We start from the raw sequence: 20510 nt of genomic DNA on the forward strand, positions 1-20510 counted from the left end.
GACTCAGTCGTGGGCGTAGTAGACAACTGAGTCGTCGACGGCGTGGTCGTCGACCCGAACGAAGCCGATCCGCTCGAACTGGATGATCTCATCAACGTCGGTCTCAGCAAAGCCTGGTTCGGCCTCGCCCGTCAGATCGCCGTCGGGCGTTCGCATTGTGACCGACACTGTGTTGTCGGCTGGCACCCAGTGGATCACGTCGACGCCCTCCTCACGCACTGCGTCGATATCGTCACCGGTGGCGACGAACGCGCCGTCGTCGTACCGCACGCAGCCGTAGCCTTTCAGCCAGATTCGCTCGCCGTCGTTCGGCAGGTCGTCCGGCTCGACGAGTACCGCGTCGTCGACGGGGATCTCCCGGCGGCCGCGATCCTCGTGGTTCGGATGCAGCGGTGGGCTGCCGGCAGCCGGTTTCTCGTCGCCGCCGACGGGCACGCGCTCGCCGTTGCGGACGAGGAAGTAGCGGTTGGCCCCCTCGTCGACGAGATCACGGTTGTTGGCGTAGATCGACGACATGGCGAGATCGACATCCGAGGTCGACATCCCGAGGCCGATCATCGACTCGACGACCGCCTCGCCGCGAATCCCGCGACGGCGGATCGATTGGAGGGTAGGTGCGCGTGGGTCGTCCCAGCCGTCGAGGTCGCCGGCGTCGATGAGTTCCTTGATTGTTGAGGTCGAGATGTCGATGTCGTAGGCGTCGATCTGGACGTGCCCCCAGTGGAGCACCTCGGGATACTCCCAGTCGAAGTAGTCGTAGACGAACTGCTGTCGCTTGGCGGAGTCCTGCAGGTCGATGCCGCGAATGATGTGGGTGATGCCGGTCAGGTGGTCGTCGATCCCGGACTGAAAATCGAGCATCGGCCAGCAGCGGTAGTCGGCGGCTTCCTCCCGAGGATGCGGCCTGTCGATCATCCGGAAGGCGACCCAGTCGCGCAGTGCGGGATTTTTGTGTTCGATATCGGTTTTGACGCGGAGCACCATCTCGCCCGCGCTGTACTCGCCGTTTACCATGCCTTCGAACTGTTCGAGGACGGTTTCGGGGTCTTTGTCGCGGTTCGGCGAGGGCGTCCCCTCGCGTTTGAGCTCGGAGAACTCCTCAGCCGGCAGATCGCAGGTGTAAGCCCCGCCCATCTCGATCAGCTCGCGGGCGTACTCGTAGTAGGTTTCGACGCGGTTCGACGCGCGAAGCACCTCGTCGGGCTCGAAACCGAGATAGGAAATATCGTCGAGAATCGCGTCGTACGCGGAGAGATCCGGTCGCTTCGTCTCGGGATCGGTGTCGTCGAAGCGGACGACGAACTCGCCGTCGTAGCGGTCGCAGTAGGTGCCGATGACCGCGGGCATGCGGGCGTGGCCGAGATGCCACGGGCCGTTTGGGTTCGGCGCGGCGCGCAACCGAACGGTCTCGTACTCATCGGCGTTCGGCAGATCGGGCAGCGTGTGGTCGTCGCCTTCGTCCTCAGCGTCGAGTTCATCGACGAGGTCGGGATCGAGTTCGGCGAGTCGCTCGCGGCGGGCCTCGCGGTCAAGATTTCCTACCTTGCCGACGACCTGCCCGACAACGCCCGGGATCTCGTCGCCGTGAGGACGGAAATCAGGATTCTCGCCCATCAGTGGGCCCATGATCGCGCCCACGTCGGGCTCGCTGTCGTGTTTGAGCGCGTTGAACAGGGCGTGCTTCTCGGCTTCCTGTTTCACGCGTTCGCGGAGTTCGTCATCCATTGGGAGTTGCTTTCGTGTGACTCGTCAAAAGCGGCGTGGATTGGGCAATCGAAATATGATATGAATCGATTCCAGAATAGAGGTCACGGTGAGTTTATATTCAGTTATTCTTCACAGTAACGTATATGAGCGCGCAATTGTCGGATCTGATTCGTCCAGTCGATAGATCCGCAGGATCATCTCTCTTACCACAACAAGTGTTGAATGAATTTTACGAGAATGAACCTCTCACGCCACGAGATATTGCTCAAAATCGTCTTCGTGAGAGTGCCATTAGGCTAGACTGCTTCCGCTTTGTTCGTCTGGGTCTCGTCCGCGAAATTGGAGAAGAGATGTATATTATCACAGATACTGGCAAAAATACTATTAAGGAAGGATCTGACCCTCTCGGTGACTACTCGGAAGTTGTGAAAGATAGTAATAAGAATTTCGATAGGATAACAGATATCTCTGTATTTGATTCTCGGAGCGTTAAGCAAGCTAATTTGGATATGCTGGAAAACGAGAAGCAAACGTATGGTCTTATATTAGATGACAGACATAAAACTAAAAGAAGAATATTGAATGTGAGTGGAAATCGAATCTACCGAATTCTTCGTGAGTTCCCGTTTGATGAGCCATTCCTCACGCAATGTGCTCACTGGATGCGTGCATTTACTGGACTCCACCTATTCCCCGATGGGAATCATCGAACCGGAATGTATCTATTACAAATCCTTTTGAAATATAACAATATAGACGATAATCCACTACCAGGAGATGACATCTCACTCTATCGGACAATATTACGCTCAAAATTGATTCGATTATTGCAGTTAGATTCGGTAGGACTTCGAGACTTATGGAAGAAAGATGAGTATTTTGCACACTGGCATCGATATTTCAGGAATTTGTTTTTAGATGTTCGGAATACAGCGCATACTACCTGTTCAACAGCTAAGCTTGAAAGAGCTTTAAGAGAAGCAAAAAGTAAAAATAAAGTCCGGCTTTAATTATCCGGATCAGCTTGGCTCATTACCACATACTTATCTTCATTTTCTTCCATGGTCTGTTGAGCAAGTTGCTTGAAACGTTCAGTCATATCTGTCTATCCGTGGACAAGCATATTAGGTGTTTCGCCTCTCTCTGTGAGTCACATTTAGATGGAAAACATCGATTCATAAGCTACACAACGGATCTATATACATCTGAGACAACATTTGACACGAGTACCCATATCGAGAACCACCCTCATTCCCTCTCTCCGCGCCTCGTGAACCAGTCCATCAATGTCCCTCGATAGCTCGACAGCTCCTGCACGCTGTTGAACCCGCTGCTGAAACTCCTCGACGGATGGAAGTTCGACCTTTTTCAACATGAGGCCGTACTCCGTAGGAACGACCATCAGTTTCGTTCCCTGTTCAAGCCAGAAATCGACTCGGGATCGTGATCTGTCCTTTCGAGGTCACGGTTGTTATTCGGGGGTCTCGGTGCTCATTCTGTGTAAGAATTCCTTACGCAGTGGGTTGAACCTACGGTCTGATTTTCGCCAAACCCCGGCTTCGGTGGCTACGCTTCGAAAAGTATCAATAGTTACCGTGTACCAATATATCTAATACACAAAATGACAAAGAAATACATATGCCAATCGACATCGAGACGTTCGAATCAGCACCCGACGACCGCCTCCAGCACGATGGCGAGACCAACGCCGACCGCGTCATGGAGTTTCTGGCGGCTCATCCGGACAAAGCATTCACTCAGAGCGAGATCCGCGACGCGACCGGCGTCAAAACCGGGAGCATCAGCGTCGTCCTCTCGCGGCTCGAAGACCGCGGGCTCGTTCGGCATCGGGGCACCTACTGGGCACTGGGTGAGGCCGACGATGTGGCGGCCTACACCAGCTTCGCCGAAAGTACGCGAACCGCAAACGATCGCTTTGGTAGCGAATCGATGGACGAATGGTTGGAACACGCTGTCGAGGAGGAGCCTGAATGAGCTACCGGCGTGGCGATGTTGTCTGGGGCCCAGATCCGTTCAAATCAGTCGAAAACCCCCGCCCGTGGCTCATTCTGAACAACGACCGCCACCCGTTCGGCGACGAGGAGTACGTGACCGTTACGTTGACGACGACCGCACACGATGCGGGGATTCCGATCGACGACACCGACTGGATCGAGGGTGGAATGCCACGCCAGAGCTACGCCTCCCCGTGGACGGTTGCCTCGCCGAAACACGCCGCACTCGTCCGTCGACAGGGCCGACTCACCGAATCGTTCGTCCAGCGCGTTGTTGCCGCGGTAGAGACCTATCTCGAACCGCCGACTGAAGGCTGACAGCAGCTATCTCTGTGGCGAAACTCCGACTGGCCGCTACGATGACGTATCCCGCATCCGGAACGCTTGAAACCCTCACGAGCAAAGCCTAGCTGTGAGTCGCCGACGCCTCTTCGGCTCGCTGTGTGGGCTCGTCTTCTTCCTCAATCTCGCCAGAATCGTCTTTGCGCCGCTGTTGGACGTGTTTATCGCCGAGTTCGGGATCGGCGAGGCGACCGCTGGTCTCATCGTGACACTCGCGTGGGTCGGCAGCGCGTCGCTGCGGCTGCCGGCGGGCTGGCTGCTCACCAAAGTCCCACGGCACTACCTGGTCATCATCTCGGGGACGATCCTTTCGCTGTCGGCCGCCGCGGCCGGCGCGGCGGTGACCGTCCGCCAACTGATGGTTGGGGCGTTTTTCATGGGCACCGCCTCCGGCGTCTACTTCGTGTCGGCGAACCCGCTGTTGAGCGAGTTGTTCCCGGATCGCGTTGGCCGCGTGATGGGGATTCACGGCGCTGCTACCCAGATTGCTGCTGTTGCGGCCGCCCCGTTGGTCGCCGTTTCGCTGTGGGTCGACTGGCGGTTCGCACTGTGGGCTATTGCTGTTGGTACCGCCGTCGTGACCATCGTTACGGTGATCGTTGCCCGGCAGACAGCGATGCCCGCGGCGGGCGAAGACGACCGATCGCTGCTGGCCGGCGCGCGCTCGGAGTGGCCGATCATCCTTGCTGCCCTCGGTTTGGCCGGCGTCGCCGTCTTCGTCTGGCAGGGCGTGTTCAACTTCTATGAGCTGTACATGCAGTCCCGGGGGCTCTCACCGAATGAGGCCTCGACGATGCTGACGATCGTGTTTGCCGCGGGCGTCCCCGCCTTCTTCATCGCCGGCGAGTTGGCCGACGACCTTCCCTCGGTACCGCTGTTGCTCGGCATCGTCGCCTCCTTTGCCGGCTGCCTGCTGTTGGTCGTTGCCTTCGATGGGCTCGTCGCCTTAGCGATCAGCTCCGCGCTGATCGGCTTTGTGATCCACGCGCTGTTTCCGGCGACTGACGCCTACATTCTGACCGCGCTGCCGGATTCGTCCCGTGGGAGTGCCTATGCCGTTTTCAGTTCCGTCTGGATGCTATCCCAATCGGGCGGCTCCTCGGTTGTTGGTGAGTTGATCGAACGTGGGTTCGCCTACGGGACGGTCTTCACCGCCGCGGCACTCGTGCTTGTGGTGACGGTCATTGTGCTCGGTGGGCTCGAACGCGCTGGCCGACTACCGGCGTAGCTGTCAAGTGACTGACGCCCGTTCCCCGTGTTTTCACCAGAGCCTATCCCCTAGAGATATGTGCCCTGTCGTTCAACTCGGTTGCAACACTGCAATTCCACAGTGAGCAAGCGAGCCCAGTATGACCGATCTTTCATCGAGCACCCCCACAGAGGAAATCCACATTCTTCATGTCGACGACGAACCCGATTTCGCTCGGCTGGTAACCGACAATCTCAGGGCTGAACGCGACCGGTTTACCGTCGAGTGGACAACCGACCCCGACGAGGTTGCGACCATCGTCGCTGACCGCACCGTCGACTGCGTCATCAGCGACTACATGATGCCGGAGATGACGGGCCTGGACGTCTTTGAGGAGGTTCGCGCGGTCGATCCCGATCTCCCATTTATCCTTTTTACCGATACCGGCAGTGAATCCGTCGCCAGCGAGGCCATCTCCGCCGGCGTCTCCGATTACGTGATCAAACGGCGAATCACGGAACAGTACGCGCTGTTGGCCACCAAGATCGCCACCCACGTCGATCGGCGACGCGCCGAGGTTGTCGCCGCCAGCACCGAACAGCAACTCCACGAGCTCGCTGAGAACACCAACGACGTGCTGTGGATCTTCTCGGCCGACTGGTCGGAACTGGAGTATGTTAACTCCCGATATGAAACCATGTTTGGGCGATCAGTCGACAGCCTCTCTGCGAACCCAGACTCGTTTCTTGAAGCGACTCATCCCGACGATGTTGACGACCTCACGCGGGCGATGCAGCGGTGCTCGGCGGGACAGACCCAAGAGCTTGAGTACCGGATTCAGGCCGGCGACGACGACTGGACGTGGGTCGAATCTCACGCCGAACCGATCGTCGAAGACGGCGCTGTGGTTCGGATCGCCGGCTTCACCCACGACATCACTGAGCGCAAGCAGCGTGAACTCGAACTCCGCGCAAAAAACGAGCGGCTCGAACGCTTCGCCTCAATCGTCTCCCACGACCTCCGAAACCCTCTGAGCGTCGCCGACGGCTACCTTACGATGGCGCGCGAGGAGGCCGACAGCGACTATCTCGAAACCGTCGCCAGCGCGCTCGACCGGATGGAGACGCTGATCAGCGAGATCCTTGTGCTCGCACAGGAGGGCCAAGAGCTGACCGAGCTAGAGCCCGTTGTCCTCGACAATATCGTCCAATCGAGTTGGAGCAACATCGACCAGGGGGCCGCCACCCTGCGATCGGATACGAACGTCCGCATCGAGGCCGACAAGATTCGGTTGGGCCAAGTGTTTGAGAATCTGTTTCGGAACGCAATCGAACACGGGGGAAGCGACGTCACGATCACCGTCGGTGTCCTCGACGACGACGCGGGCTTTTACGTCGAAAACGACGGCGAGCCGATCCCCGAGGCGAAGCGAGAACAGATCTTCGAAACCGGGTATACAACCAACAAACAGGGCACCGGGTTCGGGTTGGCGATCATCAAGCGGATCGTCGATGCCCACGGCTGGGAGATTCAGGCGACCGACGGCTCCGCTGGCGGCGCGCGCTTCGAGATCACCGGCGTCGAACTCACGGCACAGATCTAAGCCGCAAAACAGCACTGAAAAACAACAGCTAAAAATCCGAAAAATCACCCCCCAGCGAGGTGCTTACTGGAACGCTTCGCCGACGACCGGGTCGTCAGCATCGTCGACATCGCTGCGGTTGAACTTGCGTTCGATCTCCTCGTAGTGGCGTTTCGTCTCCTCGGTGACGCTGGGTTGAACCTCGTCGAGTGCCTGCTCGAAGTGCTCCATCGTCACCCGGACGTTGCTGACGGATTCGCCAACCTCCTCGCGGGGGACGCTGCCGATGAACTCCCGGCTGGCAGCCATCGAGGCCTCCCGGCTGACGGCTTCGATATCCGCACCGACGTAGCCATCGGTTTTGCGGGCGAGTTTGTCGAGGTCGACATCGTCGGCCAGCGGTTTGGCCTCGGTGTGCACCTCGAAGATCTTCCGGCGAGCGTCTTCGTCCGGCACCGGAACGTGGACGTGGCGATCCAGTCGACCGGGTCGCAGCAGCGCGGAGTCGATCAGGTCGGGCCGGTTTGAGGTGGCGATGACGACCACGTCCTCCAGCGATTCGAGGCCGTCAAGCTCGGTCAGCAGCTGGCTGACCATGCGCTCGCCGACACCGGAGTCACCGGAGTTTTGGCCGCGTTCGCTGGCGATCGAGTCGATCTCATCGAAGAACACCACGGTCGGGGCGTTCTCGCGGGCCTTGCTGAAGACCTCTCGAATCCCTTTTTCGCTTTCGCCGACGAACTTGTTGAGGAGTTCGGGGCCTTTGATCGAGATGAAGTTCGATTCGGCCTCGTTGGCGACGGCCTTGGCGAGCAGCGTCTTGCCGGTGCCCGGCGGCCCGTACAGCATGACGCCTTTCGCGGCGGCCATGTCGAGTTCCTCGAAGACCTCAGGGTACTCAAGGGGCCACTGGATCGTCTCGCGAAGCCGTTCTTTGGTATCCTCTAAGCCCCCAACGTCCTCCCAGGTGACATCGGGCACTTCGACGAAGACCTCACGGAGTGCGCTCGGCTCGATGCCTTTGAGCGCGGCCTTGAGGTCGGATTCCAACACCTCGATGGATTCCAGCACCTCGGCGTCGATCTCGTCGCTTTCAAGGTCGAGCCGCGGGCGGATCCGTCGGAGCGCCGACATTGCGGCCTCCTTGGCCAGCGATTCGAGATCCGCGCCGACGAAGCCGTGTGTGTTCTCGGCGTAGACATCGAGATCGATGTCCTCAGCCAGCGGCATGTTCCGGGTGTGGACTTGGAGGATCTCCTTGCGACCCTCGCGGTCTGGGACGCCGATCTCGATCTCGCGATCGAAGCGGCCACCGCGGCGGAGCGCGGGATCGATGGCGTCGACACGGTTGGTCGCGCCGATGACGACAACCTCGCCGCGCTCTTCGAGCCCATCCATCAGCGAGAGGAGTTGGGCGACCACACGGCGCTCAACGTCGCCGCCGGCCTCCTCGCGTTTGGCGGCGATGGAGTCGAGTTCGTCCATGAAGATGATCGCAGGGGCCTCCTCGGAGGCCTCCTCGAAGATGTCACGGAGTTGCTCCTCGCTTTCGCCGTAGTATTTTGACATGATCTCCGGGCCGGAGACCGTGTGGAAGGAGGCGTCGATCTCGTTGGCGACGGCCTTCGCGATGAGGGTCTTCCCGGTGCCCGGCGGCCCGTGGAGCAGAACGCCCTTCGGCGGGTCGATGCCGAGGCGTTTGAACAGCTCTGGGTGTCGCATCGGCAGCTCGATCATCTCTCGAACCTGTTCGAGCTCCTCGTCGAGGCCGCCGATGTCCTCGTAGGCGACATTCGGTGCCTCGGACGATCCCTCGGCGGCCTCCGGCGGCGCGTCGGCGATCTGCTCGGCGGGCTGTTCGGAGATCTGCACCTGCGTCGAATCGGTGATGACGACTGTCCCGGAGGGCGTCGTCGAGGCGATCTTCAGCGGGACGGCCTGTGATTGCCCGCCCATGAAGCCAAAGCCAAGCGGAAGCCGGATGCTTTGACCTTGGGTGACCGGCTGGCCGCCGAGTTCGCGGTGGATCAGCGAATCGATGTTGCCGCGGATCCCGAGCCGCTGGGGGAGGGCGACAGTGATCGTTTCGGCGGGCTGGAGATCGGCCTTTTCAACCTCGACTTTGTCGTCGATGCCGACACCGGCCGCACTGCGGAGGCGGCCGTCGATCCGGACGACGCCGGTGCCGTCATCTTCCGGGTAGCCGGGCCAGACGCGGGCGATGGCGGTGCCATCGTCGCTGTCGAGACGGATGAAGTCGCCACCGGAGAGGTCGAGCTCATCGGCAGCAACGCGGTCGATCGCGGCCAGTCGGCGGCCGGCGTCCTTCTGTTTGATTGGTTTGACTGTGAGTTTCATTGGTTCACCTGCACGGTGAGTACACCGTTGTTCACTGTGACAGCTGCATCGGGGCCGGGGAGGTCGAGTTCGGTCTCGGTGACCTGCCCGTCGGCGTCGATCACGAGGATCAGGGTGTCGCCGACGGTGTCGTACTGCACGCTGTCGTCATCGACAGGGAGGTCGGCGGCGAGTACCCACTCGTCCTCGTAGTCGTACTCTCGGAGCAACCGGTCGTCACGGTTTGCTAACTGGGTATTATTCATCACTCTATTACATGAATAGATGCGCTTCTATATAAACCTTTGCCTGCAAAACCGCAAGACGGCAGTATGCGACGGGATAGCGATGGTGTTGCGGTTCACACCCTCGCCGGATTCGGATTCCGGCGGCAACCGTGGGCCAAAAGCGGGCGGCTCAGCCGAGGTCATCGAGGCCGTCTTCGATATGGCTGTGTTCGTCGGCCGGGAACGAGCCGGCTTCGACAGCGGCCTTGTAGTCTTCGATGGCGTCTGCCATCGCCGCCCGTAGGTCACCGAACTGCTCGGCAAACGGCGGGGCGTTCTCGCTGAGGCCCAACACATCGCTGATCACCAGTACCTGGCCGTCGCAGTCGCCACCGGCACCGATCCCGATCGTTGGGATATCGAGGGCGTCGGTCACCTGGGCGGCGACGTTGGCCGGAACGTGTTCGACGACGAGTGCGAACGCGCCGGCGTCCTCGTGTGCGCGGGCAAGCGAGAGAATCTCCTCGGCGGCGGCCTCGGTCGTCCCCTGTCGGGTGTAGCCACCGAGTTGGTTGACATGTTGGGGGGTCAAGCCGAGGTGCGCCATCACCGGAATCCCAAGCTGGGTGAGCCGTTCGGTCATCTCGACAGTGTGGGGGCCGCTTTCGAGTTTGACCGCGTCGGCACCGGCTTCTTTCAGCATGCGACCGGCATTGCGGACGGTTTCAGCCTCGTCGACACCAACTGAGAGGAAGGGCATATCAGCGACGACAAGCGCGTCATCGCTCCCGCGGGCGACGGCGGCGGTGTGGCGTTCGACATCATCGACGGTGACCGGCAGCGTCGAGTCATACCCCAACGCCTCGGTGCCCATGCTGTCGCCGACCAGCAGGATGTCGATCCCGCAGTCGTCGATGACGCTGGCAGTGTGGGCGTCGTAGGCCGTCAGCATCGTAATTGGCTCAGCTTGTTGGCGGAGCTCCCGCGTCGTGGTCATACCCCTGTTTGGATCGCCAGCCGTTAAATCGGCTGTGTCCGACGGTGGCGCCGCGTGGAACCGTCACATCTTAGCGCGCCGAGTCGAACGCCCCAGTGTGGCAGATCCCGTCGCAACGACCACCCCCGACGGCGTCGATTTCGGCTGGGTGATGCAGGTCACCTTCGTCGTGACGATTCTCGTCGGCGCGCCGCTGGTCGCGCTGCTGTCGACGACCGTCGAGCTTTCGACATGGGGAGCCCGCGCCAACTTTGCGATCCGGGTTGGTGCGCCGATCTGGCTGACGACGAACGTGGCGGCATACCTGTACGCGAAATACAAACGCGAGGATGCAGCTGATGACGAGCAGCCCGACAGCGCGGAATCGACGGCGACTGACGACGAGTAATCTCAGACGTATTCGAAGGCGACGCCAGCCCGCTCGGCGGTCTCCTTATCGCGTGGCGAATCGCCGACGAACAGTGCGTTTGTGGGTTCGACACCAAGATCCTCCAGCGTCGCTAACAGCGGTTCGGGATCGGGTTTGTGTGTTGCCACCGAGTCGCGACCGACGACCGTCGCCACGTCATCAGCGAGCCCGTGGGTTTCAAGCGCGATCCGGCAGGCGGCCTCGCAGTTCAGCGAGCAGACACCGACCGGGACGGTTTGCTTGGCGAGTTCGTCAGCCAGTCCACAGCGACGGGAGCGGCGGGCTCCCTCGCGTTCGTGGCGGCTGATCGCCGCTTCAACATCCGCCGTGATACCGTGGTCGTCGGCGTCTTCCAGCAGCGACCACAGACTCGCACCGGCGGCGTCGATGCCGGCGTCGGCGTAGACCTGAATCACATCGTCGGCGACAGCCTCCCAGTTGACAGCGAGCGTCAGTAGCGTGCCGTCAAGGTCGTAGACGATGCCGGCGTATTGCTTGTCGCTCACGAATCGTCCTCCCAGAGCGGATAGAGTTGGTCGGTTGGCGCCGTCGTGATTCGCTCGCCGTCCAGCACCAACGCGCCGTCGTCGTTGTCGTCGCCGCTCGATTCTCTGACCTCGCCGATGACTGCCGCGTCGATGTCGGCTCTATCGAGCGCGTCGAGCGCGGTATCGACGGCTTCGGACGGTACCGTCGCCAACAGCGCCCCGGAGCCGAAGATCCGCACCGGATCGACACCAATCGCCTCACAGATCGCGGCTGTCTCAGGCCGGATCGGAATCGACTCACGCTCAACGACGAGATCGACACCGGAAGCCGCTGCCAACTCGACACACCCGGTGACAACGCCGCCCTCCGTGGGATCGTGCATCGCCGTCGCCGCCGAGCGCAGCCGTTCGGCCTCCGGATGAACAGAAATCTCCTCGAAGAAGTCGGCCGCGCGGTCGAGGGTCGCCTGCTCGATCTTGGCCTCGCGTGCCTCGTCGGCGAAATCGGTCGCTAAGATGCCGGTACCCTCGATGGCCGCGCCCTTCGTGAGGAGCAGTGTGTCGCCCGGCTGGGCACCGCCGGTCGGAATATGGTGGTCGGTGCGGCCGAACGCTGTCAAACTCAACAAGGGTCGGTCTAAGGCGGGCACGTACTCGGTGTGGCCGCCGACGATGGTGACACCGAGGTCGTCGGCTGCGGCGTCTAACTGGTCGGTCAGTGTTGCCAGTGTCTCCTCGCTCTCCTCGGGGAGAAAAATCACGTTCGTCAGGAACTCCGGGGTAGCACCCGAGGCGGCTACATCGTTGCAGGCAACGTAGACGCCGAGCGTCCCGGCGCGGTCGGCCGCCAGCGATATCGGATCGCTACTCACGACCAGCGTTTCGCCGTCCCCGAGATCGATGGCGGCGGCGTCCTCACCGTAGGCCGCGCCGGTCAGCAGATCCGCACTCGACGCGCCCGTGCGGTCGAGGACGCGGCCGAGCGTGTCGGGATCGAGTTTGCCGATCATCGTGCGGTGGGTCTAGGCGGCCTCAACGCAGGGCTACTCATCGACGAGGTCGATATCGAATTTCTCTTCGAGTGCCCGAACAACAGAGCCGCCGACGCCGGCTCGGGTCGCCCGGTCGTCCTCGATGGCTTCGAGATCAGCTTCCTCGACGTCGAGTTCGTCGGCGAGGTCGGCAATCGAGCGGTCGGCGTCCTTCCTGGCGTCGCTGACGCGGTCACCGTAATCGGACACGAGATACGGGAGGCGGTCGCCCTCGTAGTTGGTGCCCTCCTTTTCCCAGTGAGTCGAGTCACCTTTCGCGGCGTCGTAGACCTCGGCTTGTCGCTGGGCGGCGCGTTTCTTGCGGTCTTTTGGGCCGTCGCTGCCCTCACCGCTGGAGCCGCTGGAGCTATCGCCAGAACTCCCGCTCTCGTCGCTCGTCGTCTTCCGGTTGTCGTCGTGGGGGGCACAGTCCGGACAGACCAACAGCACCGCGCCTTCGACGTTGGCTTTGCTGAGCCGACTGCTGGCGGTGCCACACAGCTCACAGCTGTCGCCGTCACCACCGCCGCTGCTGTCGCCGGTCGAATATTTCGCCATGTCTCCCGGTTAGGCCGTCGATGGTTTAACTCTTCACGCGAGGGTCGCGGGCTGCTGTGTCGAGTGCTGTCGATTCGGGAGCCACGGAGTCGGTGCTCATCGATCAAGGTTGTCGGTAGAATGTGCGTGGGTGCTGTCGTAGAGACAACACCACATCGTGGCGGCTGAACCGCCTGCGATGCGTGGGAAGAGATTTGAACTCTCGGACCTCTACAGGACAGCGCCCTCAACGCTGCGCCGTTGGCCTAGCTTGGCTACCCACGCTCGCGGGTGTTTTGTACGCTTTCGCGCACTCGGTTGTTCACCGGGGTTGAATAAAAGCCCTTTCTTTTCGGGGTCGCCGCTGTCGGATCGACCCCGGTGCCGACGCTCGATTTGTCCATGGCGGCGACAGACAAACAAACGGTTTTGATTGTCGCTCTCAAAACGGAGATATGCAACTGCAGGCCCGTGACAATGTGCCGTTGCTGACCGTCGTGTTGTCCGCCCTCGCCCTCGGGGCGGTGTTTGCCGCTGTCGGTGGCGTGATCCCGACCAGCCTCATCCCCCGGATCGACGGGTTGATCGCGGTGATTCCGGAGCTCAATGCCATTATCAGCATCACCGCTATCGGGACGATCATCGCCGGCTGGCGAGCGATCCGCCGCAAGGATGTCTCCAGCCATCGAAACTATATGCTGGCCTCGACGGTGTTGTTTGCCGCGTTTCTTGTGTTCTATCTCTATCGCATCACACTTGCGGGGACGACAGATTTTGGCGGCCCAGTAGCGATCGAGCAGTTCGTCTACCTGCCGATCCTCGCGGTGCACATCCTGCTGGCGATCATCTGTGTGCCGTTGGTGATCTACACCCTATTGCTTGCGGTTACTCGCCCGATTGAGGATATCTACACCAGCCGGCACCGAAGTGTCGGCCAGATTGCGGCCGTCCTCTGGCTGATCTCGTTTAGCCTCGGGATCGTCGTCTACGCGATGCTGTACGTGGTGTACTAACTGAGTGGGATCGTCGACCGCGATCGTAGGGATTAGTCGTCGGCCGCGAACGCTTCCTGCCCGCCGATAACCGGACGATTGACCTCTCGGTCGGTTGTTTCGCCTTCGATATCGTAGGGGTATTCGCCGGTCACACAGCCCAAACAGAGATCGAGCTGTTGACTGTCGAGGCTCTCGGCAATAGCATCGATCGACAGATAGGCGAGGCTGTCGGCGTTGATCTCCTCGCGGATCTCCTCGATTGATTTGTCGGCGGCGATCAGCTCCTCGCGGGTCGCCATGTTGATGCCCATATAGCACGGTGCGACGATCGGCGGGGAGCCAACGCGCATGTGGACTTCCTCTGCGCCAGCGTCTTTCAGCAGATCGACCAGTTGGTTTGAGGTTGTTCCCCGGACAATCGAGTCGTCGATGATGGTGACGGTTTTGCCCTCGATCGTTGATTTGATCGGGTTGAGCTTCAGGCGGACGGCGCGTTCGCGTTCGTCTTGGGTCGGCATGATGAACGTCCGGCCGACGTAGCGGTTTTTCATCAGACCCTCGGCGAACCGCACGCCGCTGTCGTCCTCGGCGCGGGGCTCGCCGTCGGCGGTTGTCTCGCTGGCGGCGTCGGCGTATCCCGACGCAAACGCGCGCCCCGAGTCCGGTACCGGAAGGACGACATCGCTTTCGATGCCGCTTTCCTCCCAGAGTTTGCGGCCGAGTTCCCGCCGAACTTCATAGACAAGGTTGCCGTCGATCTTCGAGTCAGGGCGGGCGAAATAGACGTGTTCGAAAAAGCAGTGGGCCGTGGTGTCGCGGTCGACGAGCTGATAGGAGTCATAGCCGGTGCCGTCGGTATCGAGGACGATGAGTTCACCCGGCCGCACGTCCCGGATCAACTCCCCACCAAGCGTGTCGATGACGGTCGACTCCGACGCCAGCACGTAGCCATCATCGAGGCGGCCGATACACAGCGGGCGGTTGCCCTGGGGGTCGCGGACGCCGATGACGCTCTCGTCGTGCATGATCGTCAGCGAATAGGAGCCATGCAGTCGCTCCATCGTGTGTTTGACCGCCTGGATGAGATCTTCATCGAGGAGGTTGCGGGCGATGTCGTGGGCGATGACTTCGGTGTCGCCGTCGGAGGTAAAGGCGTGGCCGAGATTGGCGAGTTCGTCGCGGATCTCGTCGGCGTTGACGAGGTTGCCGTTGTGCGAGAGCCCCAGCGAGCCGGATTTGAACGAGACCGAAAACGGCTGGGCACAGCAGGTGCCGATCGAGCCCTCGGTCGGGTAGCGAACGTGGCCGATGCCGGTCGCGCCGTTCAGGGAGTTGAGATCGCCCTCGTCGAAGGCGTCGCCAACGAGGCCCATGTCGACGTGGCTGTACTGCTGGAAGCCATCGTGGGTGACGATGCCGGCGGACTCCTGGCCGCGGTGTTGGAGTGCGTACAGCGAGTAATAGAGTGGTCGTGCGACGGGTCGATCTTCCAATGCGATCCCGACGACCCCGCATTTCTCGGTTGGGCCCTCGGTGGCATGGTGGGTCGACTCCCGGCCGTGTTCCATACCAGCCATACCGTGCTCAGCCGCTAAAAAGCCCCGTGTTTGTGCTGTCTCGGCGTTGTATAGATTCAAATATATCCACGATCGTGGATATGTGTTGGACGGCGGGCTGACGCACTTTTCTCTGGTAGCCATCTCGGTACGGTCTCACTCGGGCGGAATCGTGTTCAAACCACTAACGACTGGCCGTCAACGCCCTGCCTGTGTCAGGCGGTCACCTGCGGATAATTTGAGATACCGGTGGCTGTGTGGTGTGGTCAACAGAGACAGTCCGCGAAAATCAGCCGCTTAGTTGTCGCCGGACTTCGACTGCCATTCGTAGTCGCGCCGTTTCGCCGATTTGCCGAAGCCACACGAGGAGCAGACCTTCTTTTTGCTGTGGTAGGACTTCTCGCCGCAGCGGCGGCATTTGACGTGTGTCGTGGTGTTCTTCTTGCCTTGCGTTGGGGTTCCTGCACCGGTCATAGATTGATCGAAACGACGTTGTCGCCGCGTATAATGGTTGTGTCTTCGACTTCCTCGACGGCGATCTCGTCGACGCCGCCCTCGTCGATCGGCTCGTCGTCGACCCCGGTCGATGGGTCAAGCACGACGTTCATATGTTGGTCGTAGCCCGCCAGCGTGCCGGTGAATGCCGTTCCGTCTTTCAGCCTGACGGTCACGGCCTCCTCCAGTGACGCTTCAAGCACATCGAGGGGTCGTCCACTCATACACGAACAGGGTTGTGTTTCGGTCTTAAACGTACCGGAACCGCTATTGCGTCGGTGGTTTGTCGCCCCCGCGCCGGCTGTCGGCGGCTTGGGCGTCTCACTGCTGGCGACACCGGCGGCTGGTGAGCGACGAGGCTTTGGCGCCGCCGGGCCAACACCGGGTATGGAGGCGTCTGTCATCGGTGACCTGCTGCCGCGAGATCGCCGTCGGGAGCAGCCCGCGATCGTCGTTCCGGCCACCGACCGCGCGATGAGCTATCACGATTTCTTTACCAACGCCTACAAATCCGGTAATGTCCTGCGGTTTCTCGGAGTTCGAGAGGCGGCGACGGTCGCCGTCGACATTACGCCGGCCCCCGAGCCACTCCTGGCGTTTCTCGGGGCGGCCCAACTCGGCGCGGTGACGACGTTCGAGCCGACCAGCGAGGCGCGGGTGACGCTGGTGCCGGTCGCCGAGGAGGCCGCCTACGACCTCCCGCCGGGCGCGAAGCTCGCGGTCTACGGCGGCCCGCCGGAGTCGCCGGCGACGACCCACTGGGAGCAGGAGGTCTGGAGCGAAAACCCCGGGTTCCCGGAGACGCCCGTCGATCCTAACTCGCCGGTGGTGCGTGCCGACGGCAAGACCTACAGCCACCGCGACCTGCTCGCCGCAGGCGACGACGTTGTCGACGCCCTCGCCCTCGATGGCGATTCGCGGCTGGCGATTCGGACGCCGCTTGCGGCCCCTGCCACGCTTGTTGGCCTCGTGGCCGCGCTCGCTGCTGAGGCGACCGCAGTGCTCGTTGGCGACTCGGAGCAACCGGTCGATGCCGACGCCGCACTCGTCGCTGCGGATGTAACTGCGCCCGAACCGGTGTTGGTTTCGGTCGACGCCGTCTCGTTGTGATCGCCGGTTGCGGCCGATTGGCCTCTGTGACCGCACGGTGACTGTGGCAGTAGTCTCACTCCTCAGGCCGATCGTCGGCCGAATCGGCGCGGCGCGTCACGTCGACGTGGTAGTGTTCGAGAATATCCCGCCCGAGCAGGAGCGGGAAATCCATGTGGCTCCGGTCTTCGACGCTGGCGGTGACGGTGTGTTGGGTGCCGCCGACGCCGACGACGATGTCGACGACCGGGCGGGATTTTCCCTGTTTGAGACTGCCCGACCGGACGGTGATAATATCCTTGATCGGCCCGGAGCCGATGTCTGTTGCGAGGTGGGAGTCGATGCTTGTCCGGGTCGCGCCGGTGTCGGATTTCGCCATCACCAGCCGCGAGCCGCGGGTTCCGCTGACGACGACCTCCTCGATGTAGCCGATGACAGCGGGCTCGTTCGGCTCTAGGGATGGTTGTCTCGGCATGCAGGCCGGTTTTGAGTCGTCAAGCGTCTCGGCGAGTTCTGCAACGCGGTCGGGATCGACGCTGCCGCCGCCGCGCTCGATGGCGAGGGCGGCGATGTACGGGGCCGGACTCCGACCGGTCGCCTTGAACAGGCCGCGGAAGCCGGCTGTCGGATTAATTTCGAGTACCTGCCACTCGCCGTCGGTTTCGATGAGGTCGACACCGGCGTAATCGAGGCCGATCACATCCGCCGCGCGGCGGGCGGTCTCGACGGCGGCCGCCGGTAGGTCGTCAGTTGCGTCCTCAACCTTGCCGCCGAAAGAGACGTTCGTCCGCCACTCGCCGTCCGGGGCGTAGCGGTACATCGAGCCGATGTGTTCGCCGTCGACGATGTAGACGCGTGTGTCGCGGGGGCGGCCATCGCGCTCGATGAACTGCTGGAGGAACGCCTGCCGGTCGCCCACGCGCGGATTGACCGGTTCGGCGAGATCGACGACCCACGCGCCGCCGCCGTGGGTTCCGATGGCGGTTTTGTAAACGCCCTGTTCGCCGAACCGCTCGCGGCCGGTGTTGAGCCGTTCACTCGACAGTGCGAGGAGGGCATCCGGCACCGGGATGTCGGCGTCGGCGAGGGCCGCCGCAGTAGCGAACTTATGCATCGCAGTCGTCACCGGGGCCGGACGGTTTAACATCGGATACAGATTTTCGAAGAGGCGCGCGAGCCCAATCTCGTCGGCCGGATGCGTGCTCGTCGATAACAGCAGTCGATTCGCGATGACATCGATGTCTGGTTCGACTGTGAGTTCGCCGTCGGTGATCGAGACAGCGATGTTCTCACGGCGGAGCCACTCGGCATCGTAGCCCAGTGCCTTGATGGCATTCAGAATCGCCTTGGTTTCCTTGCTACTGTGGAGGCCTAGGACACCGACGGTGAGGTCGGCGTGGGAGTCGGCTGGCATATCTGCCTCTTCGGTGTCGACGCATTAGTCACTATGGGCAGTCGGTGTGCGTTCACCGCCGGTAGATGTAAACCCGTTCGTCGCCCAGGTCGTCCAATGTCGGACGCTGAGCCGTTCACGTTCAACGGCGGACGGGTTGAGCCGGGGGAAACCCAGCGGTTCCGGTATACGATCTCCGAAACCTACCTTGGCGATCCTGTGCGCATGCCAGTCATGATCATCAACGGCGTTGCGTCGGGGCCGACGGTGTTTCTCTCGGCGGCCGGCCACGGCGACGAACTCAACGGCGTTGAGGTGGTTCGAGAGGTCTCCGATGAGTGGGATCACAACGACCTCTGTGGCACGCTGGTCTGTCTGCCGGTGTTGAACGTCCCGGGATTTATCGCCCAACAGCGGTATCTTCCGATCTACGACCGCGACCTGAACCGGTCGTTTCCCGGCGATCCCGATAGCACGAGCGCCAAACGCATGGCCGACAGCATCTTTCGGAACTTCATCGAACCCTGTGATATCGGGATCGACTTCCACACCTCAACCCGAGGGCGGACGAACATGCTCCACGTTCGCGCCGAGATGGGCAACGACACTACCGCTCGCGTCGCCAACGCGTTCGCGTCGAACGTCATCATCGACAGCGAGGGGCCGTCAGGGACGCTGCGCCGTGAGGCGACCGAGGCCGGTGTCCCGACGGTGACCGTCGAGATGGGCGAAGCCCACCGGTTTCAACGCGAGTTCATCGACCGCGCGCTGGCGGGGACGAAAAGCGTCCTCGCGGAGTTTGGCGCGAAGCCGACCGCAGCGGTCGATTGGCCCGGCTGGCGAACCGTCATCCAAGGATCGGAAGAAAAAACGTGGATTCGGGCCGACGCCGGCGGGATGGTCGAAATGCACGCCGACCGCGGCGATGTGGTCCAGGAGGGCAATCGGATCGCCACGATCGCCAGTCCGTTTAAGACCGATACCAGTATGGTCGAGGCCCCGTTTACCGGGCTGCTCGTCGGGGTCTTGGAGAATCCGGTGGTGTATCCGGGCAATCCGCTCTGTCATCTTGTCGAGGTGAGCGAGCGGCGACGCCGGGTGATCGAATCCCACCGCGGGTGAGGGCTGCCGGTCGGCGGTGTCCGGCCCCACCGCTGTCGCTTGATAGGAGCGTTTTTATTGTTTGATCGGTTGACTCAATCTGTCGGACGGCACAGTCCGTGTGACATGCGCGCGGGTAGCCAAGCTAGGCCAACGGCGCAGCGCTTAGGACGCTGTCTCGTAGGAGTCCGCCGGTTCGAATCCGGTCCCGCGCATACCGTCTCGAACGAACGTGAGAGACGTGTCTGCGCGACGAGGATTCGAAGCAGGGAACGGAGCGACGCGGAGTGACAGTGGTTCGAATCCGGTTCCACGCAGCTTGTCATTTTAATAATCAGTCCCTCTGTCTATAGAACTTAATGATGTCTTAATACGTGATAGCTTACTGCGGACGTGCTGAATACAGCGCGCGTATCAGGTATCGAGAAATACAACAGAAATGATTATGACAATAAGACGTAATCAACGCAAACATCTATATCCTATTAAAACAAACATCAAGAATGGATGTATGTATAACTAAATGTGTCAAATGTGGGCGAATATACAATGTGGATGTAAACGTGCGCTGTCCGCGTTGTAAGGAAGCAAAAAAACCACTATCAGATAGGAGCCTGATAGGACTAAAATAACTGACTGACTCGATCTCTGTAACGGTCACTCCGCTATATATTTGATAAGATGATTCTCCAACCGTTGAATTAACCGCGGCATTTCCTCCAACAGAGGGGGTTTTGCCGCAGAGGATGATTTTTTCTATGTTTTTGCATACATAATATTATGATTACTGGAGGCAACTTCGAAAGCAGTCGGATACGAGTGCTTCACGTCGATGATGATACGCACTTTACCGAATTAATTAAAAATCGTCTGGAACACAAGGCTGATCAAATTACCGTTCAGACTCAGTCGATCACATCGAGCAGCTCACCACTGCCGATAGCCGATGCTGAATCGGTGGTTTCGGTGACTATCTGAGCGTTCAGGTGTCGTGAACAGGATCTTCCAGCTTCTACAGTC

Annotated in this window: 20 protein-coding genes and 2 tRNA genes; 10 read left to right on the top strand and 12 right to left on the bottom strand. The window is 60.9% G+C overall.

Annotated features, from left to right (window positions below; genetic code table 11):
* Positions 1-3 precede the first annotated feature (3 nt).
* Positions 4-1725 carry a glutamate--tRNA ligase gene (locus DM826_RS05720; RefSeq protein ID WP_120102435.1) on the bottom strand — a complete coding sequence of 574 codons (1722 nt, stop codon included), beginning with the start codon at positions 1723-1725 and terminating at the stop codon, positions 4-6.
* 125 nt (positions 1726-1850) lie between these two features.
* Between DM826_RS05720 and DM826_RS12815 the strand changes: the two genes are divergently transcribed.
* The 5 genes from DM826_RS12815 (at position 1851) to DM826_RS05750 (ending at position 6856) form a co-directional block, all read left to right on the top strand.
* A complete protein-coding gene (locus DM826_RS12815) occupies positions 1851-2717 on the top strand; it encodes a hypothetical protein (RefSeq protein ID WP_133304643.1) in 867 nt (288 codons plus the stop codon).
* 628 nt (positions 2718-3345) lie between these two features.
* Positions 3346-3702: a MarR family transcriptional regulator gene (locus DM826_RS05735; RefSeq protein WP_120102437.1), complete on the top strand. Its 357-nt coding sequence runs from the start codon at positions 3346-3348 to the stop codon at positions 3700-3702.
* Positions 3699-4040 carry a type II toxin-antitoxin system PemK/MazF family toxin gene (locus DM826_RS05740; protein ID WP_120102438.1) on the top strand — a complete coding sequence of 114 codons (342 nt, stop codon included), beginning with the start codon at positions 3699-3701 and terminating at the stop codon, positions 4038-4040. The genes DM826_RS05735 and DM826_RS05740 overlap by 4 nt, the downstream gene beginning before the upstream one ends.
* Positions 4041-4134: 94 nt before the next feature.
* Positions 4135-5292 (top strand): MFS transporter, encoded by a 1158-nt coding sequence (locus tag DM826_RS05745; RefSeq protein WP_120102439.1) that lies wholly within the window; start codon positions 4135-4137, stop codon positions 5290-5292.
* A gap of 121 nt (positions 5293-5413) precedes the next feature.
* Complete coding sequence (locus tag DM826_RS05750; protein ID WP_120102440.1) at positions 5414-6856, top strand: ATP-binding response regulator; 1443 nt, start codon at positions 5414-5416, stop codon at positions 6854-6856.
* A gap of 63 nt (positions 6857-6919) precedes the next feature.
* Here DM826_RS05750 and DM826_RS05755 read toward each other — a convergent pair whose 3' ends face one another.
* The 3 genes from DM826_RS05755 to panB form a co-directional block, all read right to left on the bottom strand.
* The gene (locus DM826_RS05755; protein ID WP_120102441.1) at positions 6920-9193 is read right to left on the bottom strand and encodes a CDC48 family AAA ATPase; all 2274 of its coding nucleotides are present in this window, start codon (positions 9191-9193) and stop codon (positions 6920-6922) included.
* Positions 9190-9438 (bottom strand): DUF7127 family protein, encoded by a 249-nt coding sequence (locus tag DM826_RS05760; RefSeq protein ID WP_120102442.1) that lies wholly within the window; start codon positions 9436-9438, stop codon positions 9190-9192. The genes DM826_RS05755 and DM826_RS05760 overlap by 4 nt, the downstream gene beginning before the upstream one ends.
* Before the next feature lie 151 nt (positions 9439-9589).
* Positions 9590-10396: a 3-methyl-2-oxobutanoate hydroxymethyltransferase gene (gene panB / locus DM826_RS05765; protein WP_120102443.1), complete on the bottom strand. Its 807-nt coding sequence runs from the start codon at positions 10394-10396 to the stop codon at positions 9590-9592.
* A 97-nt stretch (positions 10397-10493) separates the two neighbouring features.
* Between panB and DM826_RS05770 the strand changes: the two genes are divergently transcribed.
* Positions 10494-10784, top strand: a complete 291-nt coding sequence (locus DM826_RS05770; RefSeq protein ID WP_120102444.1) for a DUF5822 domain-containing protein — start codon at positions 10494-10496, stop codon at positions 10782-10784.
* A 2-nt stretch (positions 10785-10786) separates the two neighbouring features.
* Here DM826_RS05770 and DM826_RS05775 read toward each other — a convergent pair whose 3' ends face one another.
* The 4 genes from DM826_RS05775 to DM826_RS05790 form a co-directional block, all read right to left on the bottom strand.
* Complete coding sequence (locus DM826_RS05775) at positions 10787-11311, bottom strand: HAD family hydrolase (RefSeq protein WP_120102445.1); 525 nt, start codon at positions 11309-11311, stop codon at positions 10787-10789.
* Positions 11308-12303: an AIR synthase family protein gene (locus tag DM826_RS05780; RefSeq protein ID WP_120102446.1), complete on the bottom strand. Its 996-nt coding sequence runs from the start codon at positions 12301-12303 to the stop codon at positions 11308-11310. Before DM826_RS05780 ends, DM826_RS05775 begins: the two co-directional genes overlap by 4 nt.
* 33 nt (positions 12304-12336) lie before the next feature.
* Positions 12337-12882 carry a helix-turn-helix domain-containing protein gene (locus tag DM826_RS05785; protein ID WP_120102447.1) on the bottom strand — a complete coding sequence of 182 codons (546 nt, stop codon included), beginning with the start codon at positions 12880-12882 and terminating at the stop codon, positions 12337-12339.
* Between the two features lie 179 nt (positions 12883-13061).
* Positions 13062-13146, bottom strand: a tRNA-Leu gene (locus tag DM826_RS05790).
* A gap of 170 nt (positions 13147-13316) precedes the next feature.
* On the opposite strand from DM826_RS05790, the gene DM826_RS05795 reads away from it, so the two are divergent.
* Positions 13317-13874 carry a DUF420 domain-containing protein gene (locus DM826_RS05795; protein ID WP_120102448.1) on the top strand — a complete coding sequence of 186 codons (558 nt, stop codon included), beginning with the start codon at positions 13317-13319 and terminating at the stop codon, positions 13872-13874.
* Positions 13875-13906: 32 nt separating this feature from the next.
* Here DM826_RS05795 and purF read toward each other — a convergent pair whose 3' ends face one another.
* The 3 genes from purF to DM826_RS05810 all read right to left on the bottom strand — a co-directional run bounded on the left by purF (position 13907) and on the right by DM826_RS05810 (position 16131).
* Entirely contained in the window at positions 13907-15424 is a 1518-nt protein-coding gene (gene purF / locus DM826_RS05800) for an amidophosphoribosyltransferase (RefSeq protein WP_120102449.1), read from the bottom strand.
* 285 nt (positions 15425-15709) lie between these two features.
* Positions 15710-15886: a 50S ribosomal protein L37e gene (locus DM826_RS05805; protein WP_120102450.1), complete on the bottom strand. Its 177-nt coding sequence runs from the start codon at positions 15884-15886 to the stop codon at positions 15710-15712.
* The gene (locus DM826_RS05810) at positions 15883-16131 is read right to left on the bottom strand and encodes an LSM domain-containing protein (protein WP_120083446.1); all 249 of its coding nucleotides are present in this window, start codon (positions 16129-16131) and stop codon (positions 15883-15885) included. Before DM826_RS05810 ends, DM826_RS05805 begins: the two co-directional genes overlap by 4 nt.
* Before the next feature lie 163 nt (positions 16132-16294).
* Between DM826_RS05810 and DM826_RS05815 the strand changes: the two genes are divergently transcribed.
* Positions 16295-17017 (top strand): acyl-CoA synthetase family protein, encoded by a 723-nt coding sequence (locus DM826_RS05815; RefSeq protein WP_120102451.1) that lies wholly within the window; start codon positions 16295-16297, stop codon positions 17015-17017.
* Between the two features lie 55 nt (positions 17018-17072).
* Here DM826_RS05815 and DM826_RS05820 read toward each other — a convergent pair whose 3' ends face one another.
* The gene (locus DM826_RS05820; protein ID WP_120102452.1) at positions 17073-18410 is read right to left on the bottom strand and encodes a putative ATP-dependent zinc protease; all 1338 of its coding nucleotides are present in this window, start codon (positions 18408-18410) and stop codon (positions 17073-17075) included.
* 96 nt (positions 18411-18506) lie between these two features.
* Here DM826_RS05820 and DM826_RS05825 point away from each other — a divergent pair, with 96 nt between their 5' ends.
* Entirely contained in the window at positions 18507-19511 is a 1005-nt protein-coding gene (locus tag DM826_RS05825) for a succinylglutamate desuccinylase/aspartoacylase family protein (protein ID WP_120102453.1), read from the top strand.
* A gap of 109 nt (positions 19512-19620) precedes the next feature.
* A tRNA-Leu gene (locus tag DM826_RS05830) sits at positions 19621-19705 on the top strand.
* Positions 19706-20510 lie beyond the last annotated feature (805 nt).

This window comes from Halonotius aquaticus (genome assembly GCF_003605575.1).
Classification (GTDB): Archaea; Halobacteriota; Halobacteria; order Halobacteriales; family Haloferacaceae; genus Halonotius; species Halonotius aquaticus.